The organism is Streptomyces sp. NPDC047002 (genome assembly GCF_040704505.1).
Lineage (GTDB): Bacteria > Actinomycetota > Actinomycetes > Streptomycetales > Streptomycetaceae > Streptomyces.
The window spans coordinates 49,719-72,183 of the sequence record NZ_JBEYWC010000013.1; the positions used below are offsets into that span (position 1 = coordinate 49,719).

The following is a 22,465-nucleotide window of genomic DNA, read 5'->3' on the forward strand; positions in this document are numbered from 1 at the left end:
GCCGGTACGCGGCGGACGCCGACACTCAGCGCCCGGCGGCCACGGAAGGCACCGGCCTTGGCCGGGCCTTCCCCGGCACGGACGGCACCGGCCGCGGCTGGGCCTTCCCCGGGGCCGAGGGCACGGGCCGCGGGGTCGCCGTGCCCGGGACCGAGGGCACCGGCCTCGGGACGGCCTGCCCCGGCACCGAGGGCACCGGGCTCGGCTCGGCGTTCCCCGGGGTGGAGGGCACGGGCCGCGGGGTGGCGTCGCCGGGCGCCGACGGCACGGGCCTCGGCCGGGCCGAGCCCGGGACCGAGGGCACGGGCCGCGGCGCCGAGGCGGCCGCGGGCGCGCTGTGCGCGGGGGCCGGGGCGAGCGGGGCCGCGTGGGGCGCCGGGGTCGAAGGGCCCGCGGCGAAGGCGAGCGCCGTGCCGCCGAGCGCGACGGCCGCGGCCGCGGCGCAGACACCCGCGACGCGGCGCAGTCTGGCCCGCGGTGTGCGGTGGTCTGCGGTGGGCTGCTGAGCTGACATGCGGTTTCCTCAGATCGGTCGGTCGTACCGGAATGCGGTCGGTGGAAGGCGCCTCCACCACGACAGACGTGCGGGGACCGCGGGGGTTGCAGGTGGCCCCGAGGAAAATCCGGGCGAGGCCGACGGGCCCGCCCGCCCGGCGCTACAGCTCGGCCAGCGCCGCGATCTTGGTGTCCTCGCGGGTGAACGCCACCTCGTCCACCGGGTTGCCGCGCACCGCCGCGGTCTCGGCGACCAGGTCCTGGAGCACCCGCACCTCCACCAGGGCGCGCTGCACGGACGTGAGGCCCGAGGGGACCGTCACCGCCGCCACGCCCGGCGGGACGGGCGCATCGCCCTCGGTCACCGCGAGGACGCCGGTGGGCTTCTGCGTGAGCTGCCTGGCGAGGCCGATCTCCCGCTCGCCGCCCACCACCACATGGCTGGTGTGCTCGCTCGCGCAGTCCATCGGGCCGTGCAGATAGCCGCGGGTGCCGTAGGCGGCGGACGGCACGAGCGGGCCCTCGCGCAGCAGCAGCGCGACCGCCTCCGCGGTGGTCAGCTGCGGCGCCGAAGCCACCACGTCGGCCGAGCCGCGGGCGAGCGGGCCCGCCGCGAAGCCGGCAAGCGCCGCCGCGTTGCCCGCGGCGCACTCCTCCATCAGGTCGGGCAGCCGGCGCCAGCGGTCGTCCACCGCGCCGGTGGCCACGACGTCGGCGAGCATGCCGAGCGCCGCGTAGGTGACCGTGAAGCCGACGGTGGAGACCCGGCTGTCCGGCTGTCCACCGAGGGTGAGCGCCGCGTCGGCGGCCTCCCCGAGCGGGCTCTCCTCGGCGTTGGTCACCGCGAGCGTGTCCACGCCGGCCTCGCGGAACCGCGTCACCAGATCGGCCGTCTCCCGGCTCCGGCCGCTCTGCGAGAGCGCCACGACCACGTCGGGCCTTCCCGCGGCCGCCGGGTAGTCCGAGCAGTCCGTGCGGGCCGCGTCCACCCCCGAGGCGCGCAGCGCGTACACGGGCGAGGCGAGCGCCGCGCAGCTCGCGCCGATCCCGGCGAACAGCACGCGCCGCCAGCCGGGCCGCCAGAGCCCGTCCGCGAGCCGCGCGGGCAGGTCGGCCACGGCCGCGCGCAGCGCCGCGGCCTCGGCCGCCCGCCCCTCGTCGTACGTCCTCCCGTACACCGGTCCCGTGTCCTCTGCGGTCATGCGCGGGCCTCCTGCCCTGCGCGCGGGCGCCAGGCGCGTCGCGCGATCGCGGGGACGTAGTCGCCGAGGTCGACGGGGAAGCGCACCACGGTCTCCGTCTCGGCCGCGTAGTACGCGGCCATCAGCAGTTCGGTCACGGCGACGCCGCTCTCCAGCGATTCCAGGGGCTGCCCGCCTTCCGCGAAGGCGCGGGTGATCTGCGTGTTCTCCGCGGTGTAGCCGTACGCGGCCGGCTCGTCGGCGATCACCGGCATCAGGCCCTGCTCGGCGTTCTGCTTCTCCAGCATGTCCTCGCCCGCGGCCTGTTCCAGCGCCCGGGAGAAGAACACGTTGGCGTCGCCCGTCAGGGAGTTGGCGTTCATGGAGTACTCGGGGCCGAGCAGTTCGAAGGAGAGCCGCATGCCCGCGCCGACGTATCCCCAGGACGTCATGGCCTCCACGACGACAGGCTCGCCGTCGCCGTTGACGAAGGTGAACGTCGCGCTGGCGTAGTCCTCGGACGGGGTGTCGCGGTAGTCCTGCACGCCCGGGTAGGCCGCGGCGAGCTGCGCCGCGTACCGGTCGCGGCTCCACCGCAGCGAGGCGACGGTCGCCGTCACGGACACCGGGCGCAGCCACTGCGCCGGGTCCTTGCCGGGCGGGGTGAGCAGGAAGCGGCCGGCCTCCACCGAGTGGCACATCAGGTCGTTGAGCACGCCGCCGCCCTGTGCCTCGCTGTCCCAGAACCACGCGGAGTGCGGCCCGGAGTGCTCCTCGGTGCAGCGGGCGAGGTAGGGGGTGCCCGAGCGCTGCGCGCCGCGCGCCCACATCAGGTCGCGGGTGCGGGTCAGGCGCGGCGAGTAGACCTGGTTCTCCAGGTAGGCGTGCGGGATGCCGGCGGCGCGCACCAGCTCCGCGACCTCACGCGCCTCGGCGAGGTTGCGGCCGAGGGGCTTCTCCACGGCGATGCCGCGCAGCGTCGCGCGGCCGGCGGAAACCTCCTCGCAGATGGCCCGCACGACCTCGACGCGGGTGTGGTTGGGGGTGAGCACCCACACCGCCTCGACCCGCTCGTCACGCACGAGCGCGGCGATGTCGTCGTACGGTGTGACCTCCTCGCCGACCTTCAATTCCTCTGCGTACGAAGCGAGTTCGCGAGCCCGATCCAGGCTGCGCGACTGGGTGGCGACGATGTCGGAGCCGCGGATCGCCTGCCAGGACCTGACGTGGAAGTGGGCGATGAAGCCGGAACCGACGATGCCGATCCCGAGGGGCTTTCCGTTCATGAACTGTCCTTCATGCGTTGTTCCTTGCGGTGGCGGAAGGGGGCACGGCGCCCGCGCTCATCCCTTCACGCCGGTGAGCGTGATGCCCTCGACGAAGGTGCGCTGGGCGAAGAAGAAGACGAGGACCACCGGGAGGGTCGCGAGGGTGGTCACGGCCATGATCACGCCCCAGTCGGTGGTGTGGGAGCCGTGGAAGGAGGCGAGGCCGTACGCGATGGGCCAGCGGTCGGGGTTCTCCGAGGTGTACAGCAGCGGCCCGTAGTAGTCGTTCCAGCACTGGAAGAACATGAAGATCGAGGCCGCCGCGATGCCGGGCTTCGCCATCGGCACCATGACGCGGGTGAGGATGCCCCACTCGCCGTTGCCGTCCATCCGCGCCGCGTCGATGTACTCGGTCGGTATGGAGACGAAGAACTGCCGCAGCAGGAAGATGGAGAAGGCATTGCCGAACAGGTGCGGCAGGATCAGCGGCCAGATCGTGCCGACGACCCGCAGCTGCGCCCACATCACGTAGATCGGCACCTGCGTGACCTGCGGCGGCAGCAGCATCGCGATGATCACGACGAAGAAGATCGCTCCGGCGAAGCGGATACGGACCTTGGCGAGCACGTACGCCATGGGCACCGACGAGATCAGCATGAAGACGGTCGAGGCGCCCGCGTACAGCAGGGAGTTGCCGAACCAGCGCAGCAGCGGCGCGGTGTGGAACGCCTTGGCGTAGTTCGACCACTGCCACGGGTGCGGCCACAGTGCGCCGGTCAGGGTCTGGTGCCCGCCCATGAAGGAGGTGAGCGCGACGAAGACGACGGGCACGAGGAAGACGAGGGCGAGCGCGATGAGCAGCGCATGCTCGGCGACGTAGGCGAGTATTCTCCTGACGGGCACGGCTCTCACGCCCCCTTCTGCCGGAAGAGTCCGGCCCTGCGCAGCAGGACCGCCATGACGGCCGCCGCGACGGCGAACAGCACGACGGCCATGGCGGCCGCGTAGCCGAGCTGGAAGCTGCTGAAGCCCTGGACGTACATCCACTGGGTGTAGGTGAGCAGCGAGTCGTCGGGGTAGCCGAGCAGTTGGTCGGGACCCGCGTCGATGCCGGTCTTGCCGTTGGCGACGCTGGAGGCGACGGCCGCCTCGGTGAAGTACTGGAGCGCGGCGATCACCCCGGTGACGGCGGAGAACAGCACCACGGGCGAGATGTTGGGCAGGGTGATGTACCAGAACTTCTTGCCGCCGCCCGCGCCGTCCAGATCGGCCGCCTCGTACTGGTCCTTCGGCACGTCGAGCAGCGCGGCGAGGAAGATCACCATGATGTCGCCCATCATCCACACGCCGAGCAGCAGGAGTGAGGGCTTGGAGAGCGAGGGGTCGTTGAACCAGAGCGGGCCCTTGACGCCGAAGGTCCTCAGCAGGGTGTTGACCGGTCCCGTCCCGGGGTTGAAGAGGAACACGAAGCCGACGACAGACGCCACGGGCGGCACCAGGGCCGGGACGTAGAACAGGGTGCGCCACAGTCCCGCGGCCCGCTTGCGGCGGGTGAGCAGGACGGCGATACCCAGCGAGCAGGCCATCCGCACGGGCACCAGGATCACCACGAACCAGAGGGTGTTGAGGGCCGCCCTGCCCACCCGCGGGTCCTGCGTGAAGAGGTAGGTGTAGTTGCGCAGCCCGATCCACTTCGGCGAGCTCGCGAGGTCGTAGTTGGTGAACGAGAAGTAGAGGTTGGCGCAGAGCGGGTAGGCGAAGAACACCACGAGCCCGACGGTGGCGAGCGCCATCATCGACCAGACGGGGATCCTGCCGCGCAGTGCGCGCCCCCGCGCAGCGGCGCGGGGGGTTCGGGAGGCACGGTCGGCGGGGCGGCGCGCGGGGGCGCCGGTGCCGAGGGTCTTCACATCACTCATGGGTCACTTCGCCCGTCGCAAGCCGAGTGCGTTGTCGATGTCGGTGTCGACCTTCTTCAGGCCGCTGGTGAGGCCGGGGCCCGAGCCCTCCTGGTAGCCGGTCCAGAAGTCGTCCATGGTCGCGGTGAGCGTGGCGCCGATCTCGGTGACCGGGCTGGTGGCGCTCGCCGGACTGCGGGATGCGTCGATGAACGTCTGATACGGGGCGGGCGCCTGGAGGCCGGGGGAGGCTGCGGCGCTCTTGAGCGCGGGGATGTTCTTCACGCCGTTGGCGAGCTTCACGGCCGCGCCGGTGTCGGTGGCGAGGTACTTCACCAGCGCCCAGGCCGCCTCCTTGTGCTCGGAGCGGTTGTCGATGCCGATGTCGGCCGCGGAGACGAAGCCGCCGCCGTAGCGCTGGCCGCTGCCGTCGAGCACGGGGAAGGGCGCGGTGCCGTAGTGCAGGTGGGGCGCCTGGTCCTCGATGAAGGCGACCCGCCACTCGCCGTCGAGCGCCATGGCGATGCGGCCCGTCTGGAAGGGGTTTTCGGCCGACCACTCGTCGCCGAGCCCTGCGGTGAACGTCTTGAGCCTGTCGTAGCCGATCTTCTGCACGAACGCCCGCTGCCAGGCGATGAGCCGGTGCCACTGCCGGGAGGAGGCGACTGCGGAGTCGCCGTGCTTCATCCAGGTCACGTCGGCCGTGCCGCCGAGGGTGGCCGAGGTGTTCTGCTGGAAGCCCACCAGCGGGTCGAACCCGAGCGTCCTGAGGGAGCCGTCCTTGTTGTAGGTGGTGAGTCTGAGCGCCATGTCCTCCAGTTGGGACAGGGTGCGCGGGGGCTCGGTGTACCCGGCCTTCCTGAGCAGGTCGGTGTTGTAGTAGAGCCCGTACACGTCCGAGGTGGTGGGCAGGGAGCAGCGGCGCCCGCCGAAGGCGGTTGCCTCGGCGAAGATGCCCTGGAAGTCGGTGGTGCGCACGCCGTCGCGCCGCATGTAGGGCGCGAGGTCGGCCATGGTCTTGCAGGCCGTGCCGAGCGTGGAGTTGACGTTGGTGATCATCGCGTCGACGTCGCCGCCCGACGAGACCACCTGAGTGATCTTGGTGTCCTGCTGGCCGCTGTGGACGTCGACGTGGACGTCCGGGTACTTCTTCTCGAAGTCGTCCACGACGGACTGGATCACCTCGGCCTCGCGGCCCGAGTAGTGGTGCCAGAGCTGGACGGTGCCGGAGAGGTGGGTGGGCGCGGTGGCCGCCACGTGGTCGTCGCCGCCGGCCGAGCAGCCGGCGAGGGCGAGGGCCGCGGCGGTGGCACAGGCGGCGAGGGCGGTGCCCGCGCGGCTGCGCCGCCGTGCCGGGCGTGGTGTGTTCACCGTTTTCATCGCGGAGCCTTCCTGCTGGGGTGCGCGACGTGTCGTCGAGTGCGCTCCTTCGATACGGGCGCGGGTCGGTGGAGTGGGCGCGGACGGCCGCGGGCGCGCCGGGCCGCCCGGCGGCGCCGCGGGGTGAGCGGCGCTGACGGGGTGTCGGGGCGAGGGGCGGGGCGGCCGCCCCGGATCAGCTGATGCCGCGGAGCCTGGCCGCGATGATCCGCGATCTGTCGTCCTCGGAGACGGTGCCCGCGGCACGGGCGACGAGCGCCTCGCGGAGCCGGTCGCCGAGCACGGCGCGCGCCCCGTCGAGCACGGCGTCGCCCGCGACGCGGGTGGTGCGGACCGCCGGGTCCCAGCGGGTGTGGTTGCGGATGGCCGTACGGGTCAGCTCGGCGAGCAGCGTGCCGCCCGACCGGCCCACCGGGCCGCCGAAGACCACGAGGTCGGGGTCGAGCACGCCGAGCACGGGGATGACGCTCTGCGCGAGTCTCGGGGCGTACACCTCCAGCACGCGCTGCGGCAGGGTCTCGCCTGCGAGCACCTGCTCGAAGGTGTGGTCGGACCAGCCGGCCTCGCGGCCGATCCGGTCGAGTGCCGCGGCCCCGAGCAGCCCTTCGAGGTCGGGCGCGTCGGAGTCGGGGTCGAACACCCCGCGCGGCACGGGCAGGTTGCCGATCTCGCCCGCGCCGCCCGACGCGCCGCGCAGGACCGTGCCTGCGACGTCGACCGCGAGGCCGATGCCGTAGCCGACCCAGAGCAGGGCGACGGTGGCGCCGGGCGCGAAGTCGGCCGCCCTGCGCTCCGCGACGGCGGCGAGATTCACGTCGTTGTCGACCTGCACCTCGCAGCCGAGGGCCTCCTCGATCTGGTGCCTGATGCTCTTGCGCGACCAGCCGGGCAGCGCCTGCACGGAGCTGAGTTCGTCCGAGCGCGGGTCCACGCTGCTCGGGACGCCGACGCAGACGTGCCGGATGGCGGCGAGGTCCACGCCCGCCGACTCGCAGGCGCCGAGCACCGCGCCCGCGACGTCGCGCGCCGCGCTGCGGTCGGCCGGCATGCCGGACGCGGCCCGGCTCGCGACGGGGTGGGCGGTGCCTTTCAGGTCGACGAGCGTGGAACGCACGCCGTCCTGGTCGACGTTGACGGCGACTCCGTACGCGAGGTCGTTGCGCACGCCGTACAGCGCGGCGCTCGGGCCCCGGCCGATGGACTCCTCGCCGACGACCTCGATGAGCCCCTTCTCTTCGAGGCGGGCGATCATCTGGGCCGCGGTCGGCTTGGAGAGGCCGCTGCGCTCGCCGATGCCGTTCCTGCTGAGGGGGCCGTGGCCGAGCAGCAGGCGCAGCGCCGTGGCGGCGTTCTGGTCCCCGAGCCAGGACGGGGTTCCTCTGACGGCCATGAGCGCTCTCTCCCCCTGCGGGTTGGTTGCCAGGAACGTACCAGAAACTTTCTTTATAGAAAGGGGCCGTCCACAACGAGATGTTTTCGTTACCGAAGGCCGGGGCATCCCGTCGAATCCCCCGCAACCAGGAGCCCATAGCGGGCAATCAGGGCAACATTCCGCTCCCCCTGGCGCACCGGGGCCCCGCCTGCCTAGTATCCGAAAACAAAGTTGCCAGTAATGGAGGGTGAGATGACGGACGTCCTGCGGGTCGGCATCCTCGGCAGCGGCGGCATCGCCACCGCGCCGTACGGGGTCCTGCCGAACATCCACCACTACGCGGGGCGTGTCGCGGTCACCGCGATCGCCGACGTCGCCGAGGAGCAGGCGCGCGCGGTCGCCGACCGGTTCTCGATCCCCGCCGCCTACGGCTCACTCGACGCGATGCTCGAAGGCACCGAGCTCGACGCGGTCGTCAACCTCACCCCGATCCCGGTGCACGCCGAGACCTCACGGCGCATCCTGGAGAGCGGCAAGCACCTCGCGAGCGAGAAGCCGCTCGCCGCCACCCTCGCCGAGGCCGACGAGTTGATCGCGCTGGCCCGCGAGCGCGGCCGAGTGATCGTCTGCGCGCCGCCCGACCTGCTCTACGAGCCCTACGAGACCGCCGCCGGGCTGGTGCGCGAGGGCGCCGTGGGCAAGGTGGCCTTCGCCCGCGTCCGCAGCTCGCACGCGGGCCCCGGAGGCGGGCCCAACGGCTGGCTCTCCGACCCCAGTTGGTTCTACCGCGCCGGCTCGGGACCGCTGCTCGACATGGGTGTCTACGGCATCCACGAGATCACCGGCATCCTCGGCCCCGCGCGGCGCGTCGTCGCGTTCGCCGGGATCACCGAGGAGACCCGCACGGTGCGCGGCGGGCCGTTCCGCGGCCTCGAAATGCCGGTGACCGCGCCGGACAACTGCCTGTTCATGCTCGACTTCGGCGAGTCCACGTACGCCGTCGTCGACGGCACGTTCAACGTCCACGCGGCCAAGAGCCCCAAGGTGGAGATCTTCGGCCGGGCCGGCGTCCTCAACATCCTCCGCCCCGACGGGCCCGACCTGGAGTTCTACCGGGCCGGCATCGCGGAAGGCGTCGACGGCTGGGTCGAGCCGGCCGCCCCGCTCGCCCGCAACGACCGCAGGGCCACCTACGGCAGGGCGCTGCTCGTGGGCCACCTCGCCGACGTGGTGCTCGACGGCGCGGCCCCCGTGCTCACCGCAGAGCACGCGCGACACGCGCTGGAGATCATGATCGGCGTCGAGGTCTCCGCCCGCGAGCAGCGCTTCGTCGACCTCACCACCACCTTCTGACGACGGCGCCCCGCCCCCACCGCCCGCGGCCCCGCCACGAGGGCGCGCCGCGCACCCGACAGAACCAGGGGAACCAGCACCATGACCACGTCCATCCGCATCGGCATCATCGGCTTCGACCACTGGTACGCGGGTATCCCCTTCGCCCGCAGGGTCGCCACGGAGGAGTCCGTCTCCCTGCACGCGCTCGTGGACCGCGACCCCGGACGGGTGGCGCACGTCGCGGGGCTCACCGGCTGCGCCCGCACCTCCACGGACCCGGCGTCCGTGCTCGACGACCCGGACGTGGACGCCGTCGCCTGCTTCACCAGCGTCGACCAGAGCCCCGAGCTGTGCGTGGCGGCGGCCCGCGCGGGCAAGCACATCGTCTCGGTGAAGCCCCTCGCCAGGACGCTCGCGGAGGCCGACCGGGTGGTCGAGGCCGTGGAACGCTCGGGCGTCGTCTTCGTGCCGAGCGAGTCCCGGCACACCTCGCCGCTGGCGAAGAGGCTGACGGGGCTGCTGGAGTCCGGCAGGCTCGGAGAGCTGCGCGGCGGCACCTTCGCCATGCACAGCGGGCTGCCGACGGCCTGGCCGGGATCCACCGCGGGGCCCGGGTGGTGGGCCGACCCCGCGCGGACGGCAGGCGGCGGCTGGATCGACCACGCCGTCTACCAACTGGACCGCATGCGCGCCCTGTTCGGCTCGCCCGTCGCGGAGGTGCGCGGCACCGTGGCGAACATCGCGCACCCCGGACTGCCCGTCGAGGACTACGGGCACGCCGTGTTCACCCTGGAGAGCGGCGCGGTGGTGACCGTGGAGGACACCTGGATCGCACCCGCGGGCGCTTCGAGCACCCGGGCGCACCTCGTCGGTTCCCGGGGCGCCGTCTTCCACTCCACCGCGACCGGCACCTTCGGCTTCGCCGCGGAGGGCGGCGAGTGGACGTTCTCCGCGCTGCCCTCCGACACGTTCGACACACTGGACGTGCTGGTCGGGGCCGTACGCGACGGCGTGGCCCCGCGCTCCACCGTGCGCACGGCCCGCGAGACGCTCGCCACCTGCCTCGACTTCTACGAGGCGGCGCGGCGCGGCCGGTGAGCAGCGGGACGGCCCGGAACAACGGACGTCACGGAAGCGTGCGGACACACGTGGAAACCAAGTACATCGTCGGCGTGGACGCGGGCGGCTCGAAGACCAGGCTGCGCTTCGCGGACCGGGACGGCGCCACCGTCAAGGACGTCACCCGCCCCGCGGGCGACTGGACCAACGCGGACGCGCGGGGCAAGGCGCGGCTGGTCGCCGCGCGCATCAGGGAAGTGGACGCGGCACCGCCCGCGGCCGTCGGCATCGGCGCGCACGGCTGCGACTCGGACGCGGAGTGCGCCGAGCTGCGGCGCGCGGCCGAGGCCGAACTCGGCGTGCCGGTCGCCGTGGTGAACGACGCGTTCCTGCTCTGCGAGGCGGCGCCCGACGGCGGCCCCTGCGCGGGCCTCGTCGTCGGCACCGGCTCCATCGCGGTGGCGCGGCGCGGTGACGGCACCTCCCTGTACGCGGGCGGCTGGGGCTGGCTTGTCGGCGACCCCGGCTCGGCGTGGGGCACCGTGCGCGACGCGGTGCGGGCGCTGGCCGAGGCGGAGAACCGCACGGGCGGCGCGGGCGGCGACCCGCTGCTGCCCGCGCTCCTCGCCGCGTCGGGGACACGCTCCCTGCGGGAGGTGGTCGGGCTGATGCAGCGCACGCCCGCGCAGCGGTGGGCCGGCTGGGCGCCTGTCGTCTTCGACGCGGCGGAGTCCGGCTCGGCCGCGGGGCTCGCCGCACTGCGCACCGGCGCCGCGGAACTGGTCGCGCTCGTCGGCGACCTGGCCGCGCGCGGCGCCGAGGTGCGCCGCGTGGTCGCGGGCGGCAGCGTCATCGCGGGCAGACCCGCGCTCGCCGAGCGGGTCGCCCACGGCCTGCGCACCCGCCACGGCCTGCCCCTGACGGTCCTGGACACCGCCCCGGTGGCCGGCGCCGTCCACCTCGCCCGCAGAACGGCCCCACGGCCGCGCTGAGCCCGCGCAGGACCTGAGCGCTCCTGCGCTGAGCCCGCGCCGACCCTGAGCGCTCCGGCCCCGCCCGCGGCCCTTGGGGCCCGGCGCGGCCCTTGGGGCCCGGCGCGGGCCCGAGTACTCGCAGGGGCCGGCAGGCCGCGTGCTCGCGGAACCCGAAGGGCCTGCCGTGCGACCGGCCTCCGCATGCCCCGGATCGCCACCCGCGCCCATACGGCTGTCGGCCCCAACGGGGCACTGGCGCAAGGGTGTTCTGATCGCCCTGGGTGCTGCACGGCGAGGGCTCCCCAGAGGGCCGGACCATGTTCCGGTTCCGCTTCGTGCCACGTGCGGGCGTGCGCGGCCGACAGCGCGCGCCCGCGCGGGGCCGGTCCGGGCCGGCTCCACGGGCGCCGGGCGGATCCTCCGCCGGATCCAGGCCGGCTACAGGGGCGCGGCCGGCTCCTGAGGGCCCTCGCCGCGGCGCGCGCCCGGCCGGGGCCGCGCCGGCGCCGCGGCGGGCGGCGCGCCGAACGTCGTCCACGCCGAGCGCTCGGGCACCCGCAGCACCTCGCGGCCCGCCACGGCGTTGAGGATCGTCGCGGCGCGCCACGCGCCGAGCGTCAGGTCGGGCGCGCCCACGCCGTGCGTGTGCAGCTCCGCGTTCTGCACGTACAGCGTGCCGGGCACGCCGGGGGCGAGCGCGACCCGGTAGGAGCCGTCCACCCGGTAGCGGCCCCTGGCGTCCCAGTCGATGAGCTTCGCCACGCCGTCGAGGAACGGCGGCCGCACGGCCGCGTACCCGGTGGCCGAGACCACGGCGTCGGTGCGCACCGCGAAGGCGGCGCCCTGGTCGAGGTGGCGGCAGGCCAGCGTGTAGCCGCCGCCCGCCGCGGCCTCGATGCCGGTCACCGAGACGCCGGGGTGCAGGTCGGCCGGCGGGGGAGCGCCGCCGATCGTGCGCTCGTACAGCAGGTCGTGGATGTCGGCGAGGGTCTCGGCGCTGACGCCCTTGTAGAGCTGCCACTGCTGCTCGACGAGCTGGTCGCGGCGGTCCTCGGGCAGCCCGCGGAAGTAGCGCACGTAGTCGGGCGTGAAGTGTTCGAGCCCGATCTTGGAGTACTCCATGGGCGCGAAGGCGGGCGTGCGGGCGACCCACCGCACGCGCGGTCCTTCCGCGCCGCCGTCGCCGTGGTGCCGCAGCAGGTCGAGGACGACCTCGGCGCCCGACTGGCCGCCGCCGACGACCGTCACGTCCGCGAGCCCCGCCAGCGCGTCGCGGTGCGTGCGGTAGTCCGCGCTGTGCAGGACGCGGCCGGTGTGCGCGGCCGCGCGGACGTACGGCCGCAGCGGCTGCGGCACGACCGGCTCCGTGCCCACGCCGAGCACCACCTGCCGGGCGAGGACGCGGACCGTGGCGCCGTCGCCGCCGCTGTAGGTGACGGCGAACGCCCCTGCGCCCTCGTCGAGCGTGATGTCCGTGACGCGCGCGTCGAAGCGGCAGGACGGCAGGGACTCGGCCACCCAGCGGCAGTAGTGGTCGTACTCGCGGCGCGGTATGTGGAACCGCTCGGAGAAGAAGAACGGGAACATCCGGTCGTGGTGCCGCAGGTAGTTCAGGTACGACCAGCGGTTCGTGGGATCGGCGAGCGTCACCAGGTCGGCGAGGAAGGGCACTTGGAGGACCGTGCCGTCGAGCAGCAGCCCCGGGTGCCAGACGAAGGACTCTTTCGCGTCGAGGAAGAGGGAGCGGAGCCCCGGCGTCCGGTCGGCGAGGGCGGCGAGCGAGAGGTTGAACGGGCCGATGCCGACCCCGACGAGGTCGTGGACGAGGTGTTCTGCCATGCGGATCTCCTCCTGGGAGGGGGTGGAGAACGGCGAAACCCGCACACGGGCACGGTCGCGGTCGCGTCCCCGTACGGCGCTGCCGTCGCTCCCCTGACCCCGGCGGCGCTGCCGGTCGTGCCGCGGCCGCGGTCCCGGCCCCGGGAGGTCCGGGGCCGAAGCCGCGGCGGCGGGAAGTCACCAGGGAGTCTACGAAGACCGCTCGGCGGGGCGCCGCGCCCTATTGCGCCGAAGGGTCCAGGGCCTGACGGGTACTCAGCCACATGTGATGGGGCGTCAGTCGCGCAGCGCCCTGCCCCAGACCTCGGTGGCGGGGCCCGTGCCCACGGACGGCACGTGCGCGTCGTCCGCGCCCGACGTGCCGAGCCGCAGCCAGCCCCAGGAGGTGAGCGAGGCGGCCGCGCCCGCGTTGGCCGGGTCGACCCGGGTGACGGCGAGGGCCGCGTCCGTGCGGGCGAGGAGCGCTTCGAGCAGCCGCCCGGCCACGCCGATGCGCCGGTACGGCGGCCGCACGGTCAGCTCGGCGAGCGCGAACACCTGCCCGGACACGGTGAGTTCCTCCACATCCCAGGGCGCGTCCGCGCCAAGACCGCGCCACCAGTCGCCCGACCTGTCGATGAGGTAACCGTACGCGTGGCCCGCCGTCCTGCCGCCGGATCCCGCCACCACCATGTCGAACCCCGGGCGGCTGAAGGCCCGGTTGAACGCCTTGAGGAACGACTGGCGGTCCTCGTACTCCACGCCGTGCGCCCGGTGGTAGGTCTCCACGAACTCGTCGGCGAGAGCCTCCTGCTGCTGCTCGGCCTGCCACCTGCTCAGGTGACGCAAGAAGACTTCTGGCACGTGCGGTCGCCCCTCCCACCCGGGCCCGTGCGGACCGTGGACATCGGCGTCCATCGTCGCAGGCCGCGCGGGGCGACGGAAACAGCACAGGCGATCTTTGTGGCGCGCGCCCCCCGGCGCCGCGCCGCCGCGGTGCGCGCGCCGGTGCGGCCGGGGGCGCGGGAGCGGCCGGGCCGGCAGGACCGATTGTCGGATTGGCTTACGGTGACGGTTGGTGGCCGGTCATCACCCGGTGTGTGCGGGCGGTTATCCTGTGCCAGTGCCGACGCGTCGCCCTCCCGGCGGCGACCGCCGCGCGCGGGACAAGCGCACCGAATGTTCAACCGCCGCGTCATGCGGCCGATCGGGTGCGGGGGGACACTGGATCGGCCGAATGCCGCGCACCACCGCACCAACAGGCGCCGCCGCAGGGCCCGTACGCGATCCGCACGGGGCCGGGGGCGGCCTCGTACCGCGAAGGGTTCCGCCATGTCTCTCCCGTCCGTACGCCCCGGCCTGCTGCGCGCGCTGCGCCGCGGGCACCGGCCGGCCGCAGCGCTGCTCGTCGGCGGGCTGCTCCTCACCGGCTGCGGCACGGCGGCCACGGCGGGCGAGCACCGCGAAGCCGCGGGCGACCCGGCCGCGGGCGCGCCCGACCACCAGGCGGCGGGGGCGCAGGGCACGCAGGACGACGGCAAGGCGAACCGCTCGGAGACGCGCTCGGCGCTCAGCGCCCGCATCCCCGACCAGTCCTCGCCGACGCTGCCGGGCGTGGGGCCCGCGATGACGGCGCAGATCCCTTCCTCGACCCGGCAGGCCGTGGTGGTCACGGGCGCCGACCGGGACACGAACACGGCGACCTTCCGCCTCTACGAGCGCGCCGACAGCGGCTCGCCGTGGCGCCCCGCCACCGACGTGTGGCCCGCGCACAACGCCCTGCGCGGCTGGACGACGCACCACATGGTGGACGACCGGCGCTCACCGATCGGGGTGTTCTCGCTCACGGACGCGGGCGGCAAGGACGCCGACCCCGGCACGCGGATGCCGTACGACCACAGCTACCACTTCACCGCGTACGGGCAGGGCTTCGACGGCGAGCCGCTCGCGGGCGCCTTCGACTACGTCGTGGCCATCAACTACAACCGCGACGCCGGGAGCACCCCGCTCGACCAGCGCAAGCCGCTCGGCCCCGCGCGCGGCGGCGGCATCTGGATCCACGTCGACCACGGCGGCCCCACGCAGGGCTGCGTCTCCATCGCGAAGGACCACATCAGGCAGCTGCTGCGGATGCTGGACCCGGCGAGCCACCCCGTCGTGGTGATGGGCGACGCCAGGACGCTCGCGGGTTGACGCGCCGTCAGCCCCGCGCCCTGCCCCGGGCGGACGCGACTCATCCCTTCCGACGTGATCTGTAACACTTCTCACGAACAAAGTATGGCTAGGCTTACCTAACCCTCGCTAATCTGTGCGCACCTTCGGAACGAGGAGTGCGACCCAGTGAGCCCACGTCCCAGATCCCTGTCCCGCCGGGGCTTCCTGCTCGGCACCGGTGCCGCGGCGGGCGCCGCGCTCCTCACCGCCTGCGGCTCGGACGGCGGCTCGGACAAGAGCCCCGGCAAGAGCGGCACGGCAGCGGCCGGCGGCTCTGGCACCGACGCGGCGGCCTTCCCCGTCACCGTGCCGGGCAAGCCGGGCAGCACGACGGTGAAGTCGGCGCCCAAGCGCGTCGCCGCCTGCGGCTACCTGCGCGACGTCGACCTCGCGGTCGCCCTCGGCGCCCCCCTCGTCGCCGCCACGTCCAATTCGGCGTTCACGAGCGGCCTCGCGCCCTGGCAGAAGCCCACGGGCAAGGTCCAGCTCATCGACCAGACCTCCGGCATCCCGGTCGAGAAGGTCGCGGCCGCCGCGCCCGACCTGATCCTCGCGAGCGACGACTACTCCATCAAGGACGACTTCCCCAAGCTCAGCAGGATCGCGCCGACCCTCGGCTACCAGGACGGCCCCGGCAGCGACCAGTGGGACGTGATGATCCGCCGCGCGGGCAAGGCACTCGGCCGCGCCGACGAGGCGGAGAAGCTCATCAAGGGCGTGCAGGACAAGGTCGCCAAGGCCGTCGCCTCGCACCCCCAGTTCAAGGGCCGCACCTACACGTTCGGGCCCGCGGGCTCCGACGGCTCGGTCTTCACCATCAGCCGGGAGGCGGACGCGTCCGCGCAGTTCTTCTCGCGGCTCGGCTTCCACCTCTCCCCCAAGGTCACCTCCCTGCCGCAGTCCAGCACGCCCAACCGCTCCCAGATCGCGGCGGAACGCCTCGACCTGCTCGACGCCGACGTGCTGATCCTCGCCTACCCCGACGACAAGACCCGGGCGAAGTTCGAGGCGAAGCCGCTGTTCAAGGGGTTGTCGGCGGTCAAGCGCGGCGCGTACATCGCGATCGACCTGCCCACCGCGCTCTCCCTCGCCTTCCCTTCCGTCCTCTCGATCCCCTACGGGCTCGACCTGATGCTCCCGAAGCTGACCACGGCGGTGGCGAAGCTTGGCTGAGGCCGCCAGGGCGGCGGGCGCCGCCGCTGCTTCAGGCACGGCGACGCCCGCGGCCCCCGCACCGGCCGACGACCTCGCCGCGCTCCAGGCGCCCGTCGTCGGCCAGGTGACGCTCGCCGCCGTGTTCGAGGGGATCGCGGCGGCGCTGTCCTGCGCGCCGATGGTCGCCATCGTCGAGATCGGCCGCAGGCTGCTGCACCACGACACCGCGCACGTGTGGGCCATCGCCTGGGCCGCCGTGGGCGTGCTCGCGCTGCGCCTCGCCCTGCACCTGGCGTCCGGCGTGCTCAGCCACCTCGCCGACGTCACCCTCGCGGGCTCGCTGCGCCACCGGCTCGCCGACCAGCTCGCCGCGCTGCCGCTGCGCTGGTACGCGGGCGGGGTGTCGGCGCGCGTCAAGACCACCGTGCAGGACGACGTGGGCCGGCTGCACCACGCCGTCGCGCACGCGCGCGGCGACCTGGCGGCCGCCGTCGCGGGACCCGCCGTCATCGCCGCCTACCTGCTGTGGGCCGACTGGCGGCTCGCCCTGATCACCCTCGCGCTGATCGCGGGCGGGCAGACGGTGCGGATGCGGATCGCGGGCCGGGCCGGAGGCGACGTGCGGCGCATCGCCGAGGCCACCACCGAACTCTCCGCCGCCTCCATCGAGTTGGTCCGCGGCATCACGGTCGCCAAGGCGTTCGGCGGCGCCGGGGGCGGCGCGCCCGCCCGGTTCAGGGCCGCGGCGGCCGCCTACGCCGACGCGAGCGACGCCGCGCAGCGCGCCTTCGTGCGCAAGCGCAGCCTCACCCGCTCCACGGTCGCGCCCGCGACGGTGCTGCTGGTGACGGTCGCCTTCGGGACCTGGTTCGCCGCGCTCGGCTGGAGCGACCCGGTCGACCTGGTCGCCTTCGTGCTGCTCGGGCTCGGCCTCTTCGACCTGCTGACACCGGTCTACTCGGCGCGCGACCAGGCGCGTACGGCACGCGACGCGGCCGCGCGGGTCGGCGCGCTGCTGCGGGAGGACCGGGAAGACCAGAAGGACCGGGAAGACCGTAAGGACCGGAAGGACCAGGGGGGCCAGGGGGGCGCGGGCCCTGCGTCCGCCGCGCTGCCGGCCACGCCGCCCGGCACCCCGCTGCCGCTCGAACTGCGCGGCGTCGGCTTCTCGTACGACGGCGAGCGGCCCGTGCTCCAGGACGTCACCGCGACCCTGCGGCCCGGCACGGTCACCGCGCTCGTCGGCCCCTCGGGTGCGGGCAAGTCGACGCTCGGCATGCTGCTCGCCCGCTTCTACGACCCGACCGCGGGCGCCATCACGCTCGGCGGCACCGACCTGCGTGACCTGGACCGCGCCGAGCTGTACCGGCACATCGGCTTCCTCTTCCAGGACACCGTGCTGCTGCGGCGCTCCGTGCGCGACAACATCGCGCTGCCCGACCCCGACGCGCCCTTCGAGACGGTGCGCGCCGCGGCGCTGGCCGCGGCGATCCACGACCGGATCACCGAACTCCCGCAGGGCTACGACACGGTGGTGGGTGTCGACGCCCGGTTCTCCGGCGGCGAGGCGCAGCGCGTCGCCATCGCCCGCACCCTGATCGCGGACACGCCCGTGCTCGTGCTCGACGAGGCGACGGCGGCCGCCGACCCGGAGTCGGAGGCCGCCGTGCAGGACGCACTCGCCGAACTCACCGCGGGCCGCACCCTCCTGGTCGTCGCGCACCGGCTGCGCACCGTCGTGGAGGCCGACCAGATCCTCGTCCTCGACGAGGGGCGCGTCGTGGAGCGCGGCACGCACCCGGAACTGCTGGCCGCGGACGGCGCGTACGCCCGGCTGTGGCGGGCCCAGCAGGGCGAGTCCGGTGGGGCCGGTGCGGCCGGTGGGAGCGCTGAGGCCGGTGCGGCCGGTAGGACCGCTGAGCCCGCCGTGAACAGCGAGAGCGCGGCCGCGCGCGGAAAGGGTACGGCGTGATCACGGGACTGCTGCGCATCACCGGGGGCGCGGGCCGCCCGCTGCTGGTCAGGCACCTGCTGGCGACCGTCGCCAACGCGGTCTGCGAGGGCGTCGCGTTCGGCCTGCTCGTACCGCTGCTCACCGCGCTGCTCGGCGGGCACACCGGCCGGGCCGCGCATTGGCTCGCGCCGCTCGCCGCCGCTGTCGCGGTCGGCTGGGCCGCGCACTACGTGATGGAGACGGCCGCGCTCGCCCTCTCCTCCGCCTGGCGCAGGGCGCTGTACGAGCGGCTCGGCGACCATGTCGTACGGCTGCCGCTCGGCTGGTTCGACGAGACGCGCACGGCGCAGCTGGAGCGGCTGCTCGGCCGCGGCGTCAACACCGCGGTGCGCGGCGTCTCCCTGACGCAGACCCTGGTGACCGCCGCGGTGCGGCCCGCGACCGTGCTGGTCTTCCTGCTCTGCTACGACGCGTGGCTCGCGCTCGCCGTGCTGGTGGCGGTGCCCGTCGTGCTCGCGGTGTTCTCGGTCGCCCGCCGGACGACCGAGCGCACCGACGCGGCGCACGACGCGGCGGCGGCCGAAGCCAGCGCCCGTCTTGTCGAGTTCGCAGGCGCCCAGCCCGTGCTGCGGGCCGCGGGCGGCGCCCGCAGCGGGCGCAGGGAGCTCGACGCGGCGCTCGACGGGCAGCACGAGGCGGCGCGCCGCCAGGTGTTCGGCGCGCTGCCCGGCCTCCACCTCGGCGAACTCGTCACCCAACTCGCCTTCACCGCCCTGCTGGTGGTGGGCCTCCTGCTCGCCACGCACGGCGGCGTGGACGCGCCGCGGATCATCGCGCTGCTGGTGCTCGGCACGCACTTCCTCCAGCCGTTCGCCGTCGTCGCGGGCGCGGCCGCCGGGCTGACCACCGTGCGGGCGGCCATCGGCAGGATCGACGCGCTGCTGCGCACCGAGCCGCTGCCGGAGCCGCCGCACCCGCGCCCGCTGCGGGTCTCCCCCGACGACGGGCCGCCGGACGTCGCACTCGACGAGGTGGTCTTCGGCTACGGGCCCGGGCCCGACGGCGCCCCCGCGCCCGTGCTCGACGGCTTCTCGCTCACCATCCCCGCGGGCCGCACGGTGGCCCTCGTCGGCGCCTCGGGCTCGGGCAAGACGACGGTGACGAAGCTCGTCGCGCGCTTCCACGACGTGGACGCGGGAACGGTGCGGGTCGGCGGCGTCGACGTGCGGCAGGCGGCGACCGCCGACCTGATGGACACCGTCTCGCTGGTCTTCCAGGACGTGCGGCTGGTGGACGGCACCATCGAGGAGAACATCCGCATGGGCCGCCCCGACGCCACCGGCGCCGAGGTGCGCGAGGCCGCGCGGCGCGCCCGGGTCGACCGGATCGTGGAGCGGCTGCCCGCGGGCTGGGCGAGCCCGGTCGGCGAGGGCGGCTCCCTGCTCTCGGGCGGCGAGCGCCAGCGCGTCGCGATCGCCCGCACCCTCCTCAAGGACACCCCGGTCGTCCTCCTCGACGAGGCCACCTCGGCGCTCGACGCGGAGAACGAGGTCGCCGTCCACGAGGCCCTGCGCGAGCTGGCCCGCGGCCGCACCCTCCTGATCATCGCCCACCAGCCGGCCACCATCGCCGACGCGGACGCCATCGCCGTGCTCGAAGGCGGCCGCGTGGTCGAACACGGCACCCACACGGCCCTCCTCGCGGCGGGCGGCCGCTATGCCGACCTCTTCGGCAGCTACGAGCGCGCCCACGGCTGGCGCCTGCGCAACCGCTGATCCGCCCGCCGCCGGGGCCGCCGTGGACCGGGCGCGGGCCGAGGGCCAACGCGCTCTCACCGTCATTTTCTGTAGAGTGCCGGTCACGGAGAGCGCGCTTTCGGGGGCGATAGTGACTGATCTGAACGTGGCACCAGACGAGTTGAGAGCGTCTGCACACGGCGTGGACGCCATCAACGGCGCGATCATGGCAGACCGGATCGACGGGGCACTCAGCTGCATGGGGGCGGCCGCAGCCTCGCTGGAAGGCTGGTCGGTCGCTGCCGAGATCCACGACCTCTCTGACAGCTGGCGCCCCGCTCTGAAGGGGCTCCAGGAGCGTCTGTCGGCTGCCGCCGAAGCTCTCCGCGGGTGCGCCGCGTCCCACGAGTGGAACGAAACACTCACCGTTCGCGATTTCGAGGGTGTCTAGCGAATGCCGTCCCCCTTCGAACTCCTCTGGCGTCTCGACTTGACCAGCATCTCGGATGCGGCCAAGAAGTGGCGCGACCTCTCAGAAGAGCTGGAGAGCGCGCACACCCGATACCAGCGGCAGGTGACCGTCCCGCTGCGTAAGGCAGGCTGGGCAGGCGAGGCCGCCACCTCCGCCTTCGCGTTCCTCACTGGCGTCGAGAACCGTCTGGACATCGGGCGGGTGGAGGCAGAGGCAATCGGCACGGTCCTCACCACGGTCCATGAGCGCATGGAGAGGGCCAGGAACGACCTCAAGAACGTGGTCAGAGACGCGGAGGCCGCCGGCTACTCGGTGGACGACAGCGGCACAGTCAACCCGCCGCGTTTTCCTTCCCGTTACGAGGCAGAAGAAGCCGCCGGCACACTCAACGGCTATCGTCGGCGGATGGACTCCGCTCTCACCGAGGCGCACCAGGCGTCCGAGGACGGGAAGAGGGCGTTGTCCCTGCTCCACGGCGATGTCATGGGCCAGTACCGGCAGCACGCGTACAACGAGGCGGGTTCCGACGCACAGGCCGCCATGCAACTCCTCGGCATCAACGAGCCTAAGCCGCCGAAGGATCCTGAAGCCGCAGCCCGCTGGTGGAGCGGACTCACCGCTGATCAGCGACGCGATTACATGCTGTTCTACCCGCAGTTCATCGGGGGCGTCGACGGACTTCCGGCGGCAGTACGCGATGGCGCGAACCGCCTCTCGCTCAACGAGCAGCTCGACGACCCGGACTTTCTGACCGGTCACGACTACGGGGTCGGCACCTCTGCCGTCCTGGACCCGCGTCACGAGACATTGATGCAGCTGAAGAACGCCTTGGACGCACACGCCGGGGCCCCCGAAGGCGAGGAGCTCTACCTTCTGGATTTCAACGCGACGGGCGACGGGAAGGCGGTCATCGCCATGGGCAATCCCGACACGGCCACAGACACAGGCGTATACGTACCTGGTACGACCACCACAATGAGCAGCCTGCCGGGATCGCTGAACCGCATCGGCCTGCTGCAGCAGGCCGCCGAGGACGCTCGTCCGAAGGGGCCTGTCTCGACCGTGTTCTGGCTGGGCTACGACGCCCCGGAGCTCGACCCCAGTGTTGTGACAACCTGGCGTGCGGAAAGCGGGGCAGCCGACCTCCGTCGGTTCGTTGACGGGACACGCGCCGCTCAGGGCGCGATGCACCACCACATCACGGTAATAGGGCACAGTTACGGCTCGACTCTGGTGGGCACTGCCGCACGAGGCGGGCAACTGGGCGCCGACGACATCGTGGCCGTGGGTAGTCCCGGCATGAACGGTTACAGCGATTCGTTCGGCATCCCACGCGACCACGTGTACGCGGGCGCGTCACCCAACGACCCCGTCGCCCAGTACCTCTCCGGACTCTCCCTGGGCGAGAATCCAACCTCGGACAGGTTCGGCGGCAGCGTCTTCGAGGTCGAACCCGGCGGCCACAGCAGTTACTTCGACAACGGCAGCATCGGTCTGGAGAACATGGGGAGGATCATCGCGGGAAAGACACCGAGTCTCGTGCGTGCTGCCCCGCACGACGACCCCATGACCCCCATAGTTCCTTGATCCTGCCGGAGACACGAAAGCAGGTGTCCCCCTCATGAGGGGAACGCATTGGCCGGTGCCCGTTCTGACGCTCGTCTCACTCCTGCTCCTGGGAGGCTGCATGTCCTCAAAGAACGCAGACAAGAACGCTCCGTTGCCGCGGATGAGCCGGGAGGACGCCCAGTCCTGGGCTGCCCACTTCGCTCAGTCCATAGCGCGAAGCGCCAACGCCGAGGTCGACGCGAAGAGCGTCAGGCCCCAGTTCTCCGACTGCGTCGGCCGGAACGACGAGATGGCCGGTGACGGCCGCTTCACACTCACTTACCGGGCCCACGCACCGCTGGCCGCACAGCGGCACGGTAGTGCTGCCGCAAAGATCAAGGACGATCTCGAACAGCGCGGATTGGAGATCATGAGTTTCCGCAACGACGCGTCCCTCGATCCCGCGGTCGTTCTGGAGGCGAGGAGTCAGGACAAGCACTTTTCCATCGATGTCTCCGGCTACAGAAGCCCCGACGAACTTCATCTGGTCGTCTTCACGCCATGTCTGCTCCCTCCGGGCGCGAAGCAGCAACAACTCTGATTCAG

19 protein-coding genes are annotated in these 22,465 nt (G+C 73.2%); 11 read left to right on the top strand and 8 right to left on the bottom strand.

What is annotated here, in order from left to right:
* Positions 1–140: 140 nt before the first annotated feature.
* Positions 141–506, top strand: a complete 366-nt coding sequence (locus AB0910_RS14850) for a hypothetical protein (RefSeq protein WP_366744987.1) — start codon at positions 141–143, stop codon at positions 504–506.
* Between the two features lie 150 nt (positions 507–656).
* On the opposite strand, the gene AB0910_RS14855 is transcribed toward AB0910_RS14850, so the two are convergent.
* From AB0910_RS14855 to AB0910_RS14880, 6 genes are all read right to left on the bottom strand, one after another.
* Positions 657–1,697 (bottom strand): SIS domain-containing protein, encoded by a 1,041-nt coding sequence (locus AB0910_RS14855; protein ID WP_366744988.1) that lies wholly within the window; start codon positions 1,695–1,697, stop codon positions 657–659.
* Entirely contained in the window at positions 1,694–2,962 is a 1,269-nt protein-coding gene (locus AB0910_RS14860) for a Gfo/Idh/MocA family oxidoreductase (protein WP_366744989.1), read from the bottom strand. The genes AB0910_RS14855 and AB0910_RS14860 overlap by 4 nt, the downstream gene beginning before the upstream one ends.
* A gap of 57 nt (positions 2,963–3,019) precedes the next feature.
* Complete coding sequence (locus tag AB0910_RS14865) at positions 3,020–3,856, bottom strand: carbohydrate ABC transporter permease (RefSeq protein WP_366744990.1); 837 nt, start codon at positions 3,854–3,856, stop codon at positions 3,020–3,022.
* Positions 3,853–4,863 (bottom strand): sugar ABC transporter permease, encoded by a 1,011-nt coding sequence (locus AB0910_RS14870; protein ID WP_366744991.1) that lies wholly within the window; start codon positions 4,861–4,863, stop codon positions 3,853–3,855. Before AB0910_RS14870 ends, AB0910_RS14865 begins: the two co-directional genes overlap by 4 nt.
* Positions 4,864–4,866: 3 nt before the next feature.
* Positions 4,867–6,222: an extracellular solute-binding protein gene (locus AB0910_RS14875; RefSeq protein WP_366744992.1), complete on the bottom strand. Its 1,356-nt coding sequence runs from the start codon at positions 6,220–6,222 to the stop codon at positions 4,867–4,869.
* A gap of 175 nt (positions 6,223–6,397) precedes the next feature.
* On the bottom strand, positions 6,398–7,612 hold the full coding sequence (locus AB0910_RS14880; RefSeq protein WP_366744993.1) for an ROK family transcriptional regulator: 1,215 nt from the start codon (positions 7,610–7,612) through the stop codon (positions 6,398–6,400).
* A 234-nt stretch (positions 7,613–7,846) separates the two neighbouring features.
* Between AB0910_RS14880 and AB0910_RS14885 the strand changes: the two genes are divergently transcribed.
* The 3 genes from AB0910_RS14885 (at position 7,847) to AB0910_RS14895 (ending at position 10,980) form a co-directional block, all read left to right on the top strand.
* The gene (locus AB0910_RS14885; RefSeq protein WP_366744994.1) at positions 7,847–8,947 is read left to right on the top strand and encodes a Gfo/Idh/MocA family oxidoreductase; all 1,101 of its coding nucleotides are present in this window, start codon (positions 7,847–7,849) and stop codon (positions 8,945–8,947) included.
* Positions 8,948–9,028: 81 nt separating this feature from the next.
* Positions 9,029–10,027: a Gfo/Idh/MocA family oxidoreductase gene (locus AB0910_RS14890; RefSeq protein WP_366744995.1), complete on the top strand. Its 999-nt coding sequence runs from the start codon at positions 9,029–9,031 to the stop codon at positions 10,025–10,027.
* Between the two features lie 50 nt (positions 10,028–10,077).
* Entirely contained in the window at positions 10,078–10,980 is a 903-nt protein-coding gene (locus AB0910_RS14895) for an ATPase (RefSeq protein ID WP_366744996.1), read from the top strand.
* A gap of 420 nt (positions 10,981–11,400) precedes the next feature.
* On the opposite strand, the gene AB0910_RS14900 is transcribed toward AB0910_RS14895, so the two are convergent.
* Together AB0910_RS14900 and AB0910_RS14905 are read right to left on the bottom strand one after the other, a co-directional pair.
* A complete protein-coding gene (locus AB0910_RS14900; protein ID WP_366744997.1) occupies positions 11,401–12,801 on the bottom strand; it encodes a SidA/IucD/PvdA family monooxygenase in 1,401 nt (466 codons plus the stop codon).
* 276 nt (positions 12,802–13,077) lie between these two features.
* Complete coding sequence (locus AB0910_RS14905) at positions 13,078–13,629, bottom strand: GNAT family N-acetyltransferase (RefSeq protein ID WP_366744998.1); 552 nt, start codon at positions 13,627–13,629, stop codon at positions 13,078–13,080.
* A 483-nt stretch (positions 13,630–14,112) separates the two neighbouring features.
* Between AB0910_RS14905 and AB0910_RS14910 the strand changes: the two genes are divergently transcribed.
* From AB0910_RS14910 to AB0910_RS14940, 7 genes are all read left to right on the top strand, one after another.
* A complete protein-coding gene (locus tag AB0910_RS14910; protein WP_366744999.1) occupies positions 14,113–14,973 on the top strand; it encodes a L,D-transpeptidase family protein in 861 nt (286 codons plus the stop codon).
* A 147-nt stretch (positions 14,974–15,120) separates the two neighbouring features.
* On the top strand, positions 15,121–16,167 hold the full coding sequence (locus AB0910_RS14915; RefSeq protein WP_366745000.1) for an iron-siderophore ABC transporter substrate-binding protein: 1,047 nt from the start codon (positions 15,121–15,123) through the stop codon (positions 16,165–16,167).
* Positions 16,160–18,121 (top strand): ABC transporter ATP-binding protein, encoded by a 1,962-nt coding sequence (locus AB0910_RS14920; protein ID WP_366745001.1) that lies wholly within the window; start codon positions 16,160–16,162, stop codon positions 18,119–18,121. Before AB0910_RS14915 ends, AB0910_RS14920 begins: the two co-directional genes overlap by 8 nt.
* On the top strand, positions 18,118–19,878 hold the full coding sequence (locus AB0910_RS14925) for an ABC transporter ATP-binding protein (RefSeq protein ID WP_366745002.1): 1,761 nt from the start codon (positions 18,118–18,120) through the stop codon (positions 19,876–19,878). The genes AB0910_RS14920 and AB0910_RS14925 overlap by 4 nt, the downstream gene beginning before the upstream one ends.
* Positions 19,879–20,041: 163 nt before the next feature.
* The gene (locus AB0910_RS14930; RefSeq protein ID WP_366745003.1) at positions 20,042–20,290 is read left to right on the top strand and encodes a hypothetical protein; all 249 of its coding nucleotides are present in this window, start codon (positions 20,042–20,044) and stop codon (positions 20,288–20,290) included.
* Between the two features lie 3 nt (positions 20,291–20,293).
* Positions 20,294–21,898: an alpha/beta hydrolase gene (locus tag AB0910_RS14935; RefSeq protein ID WP_366745004.1), complete on the top strand. Its 1,605-nt coding sequence runs from the start codon at positions 20,294–20,296 to the stop codon at positions 21,896–21,898.
* Between the two features lie 100 nt (positions 21,899–21,998).
* A complete protein-coding gene (locus AB0910_RS14940) occupies positions 21,999–22,460 on the top strand; it encodes a hypothetical protein (protein ID WP_366745005.1) in 462 nt (153 codons plus the stop codon).
* Positions 22,461–22,465: the final 5 nt, after the last annotated feature.

Bases quoted from the DNA above. Each gene is read 5' to 3' on its own strand.
- AB0910_RS14855 (WP_366744988.1), bottom strand. From the start codon at position 1,697: ATGACCGCAGAGGACACGGGACCGGTGTACGGGAGGACGTACGACGAG.
- AB0910_RS14860 (WP_366744989.1), bottom strand. From the start codon at position 2,962: ATGAACGGAAAGCCCCTCGGGATCGGCATCGTCGGTTCCGGCTTCATC.
- AB0910_RS14870 (WP_366744991.1), bottom strand. From the start codon at position 4,863: ATGAGTGATGTGAAGACCCTCGGCACCGGCGCCCCCGCGCGCCGCCCC.
- AB0910_RS14875 (WP_366744992.1), bottom strand. From the start codon at position 6,222: ATGAAAACGGTGAACACACCACGCCCGGCACGGCGGCGCAGCCGCGCG.
- AB0910_RS14880 (WP_366744993.1), bottom strand. From the start codon at position 7,612: ATGGCCGTCAGAGGAACCCCGTCCTGGCTCGGGGACCAGAACGCCGCC.
- AB0910_RS14885 (WP_366744994.1), top strand. From the start codon at position 7,847: ATGACGGACGTCCTGCGGGTCGGCATCCTCGGCAGCGGCGGCATCGCC.
- AB0910_RS14890 (WP_366744995.1), top strand. From the start codon at position 9,029: ATGACCACGTCCATCCGCATCGGCATCATCGGCTTCGACCACTGGTAC.
- AB0910_RS14900 (WP_366744997.1), bottom strand. From the start codon at position 12,801: ATGGCAGAACACCTCGTCCACGACCTCGTCGGGGTCGGCATCGGCCCG.
- AB0910_RS14910 (WP_366744999.1), top strand. From the start codon at position 14,113: ATGTCTCTCCCGTCCGTACGCCCCGGCCTGCTGCGCGCGCTGCGCCGC.
- AB0910_RS14935 (WP_366745004.1), top strand. From the start codon at position 20,294: ATGCCGTCCCCCTTCGAACTCCTCTGGCGTCTCGACTTGACCAGCATC.
- AB0910_RS14940 (WP_366745005.1), top strand. From the start codon at position 21,999: ATGTCCTCAAAGAACGCAGACAAGAACGCTCCGTTGCCGCGGATGAGC.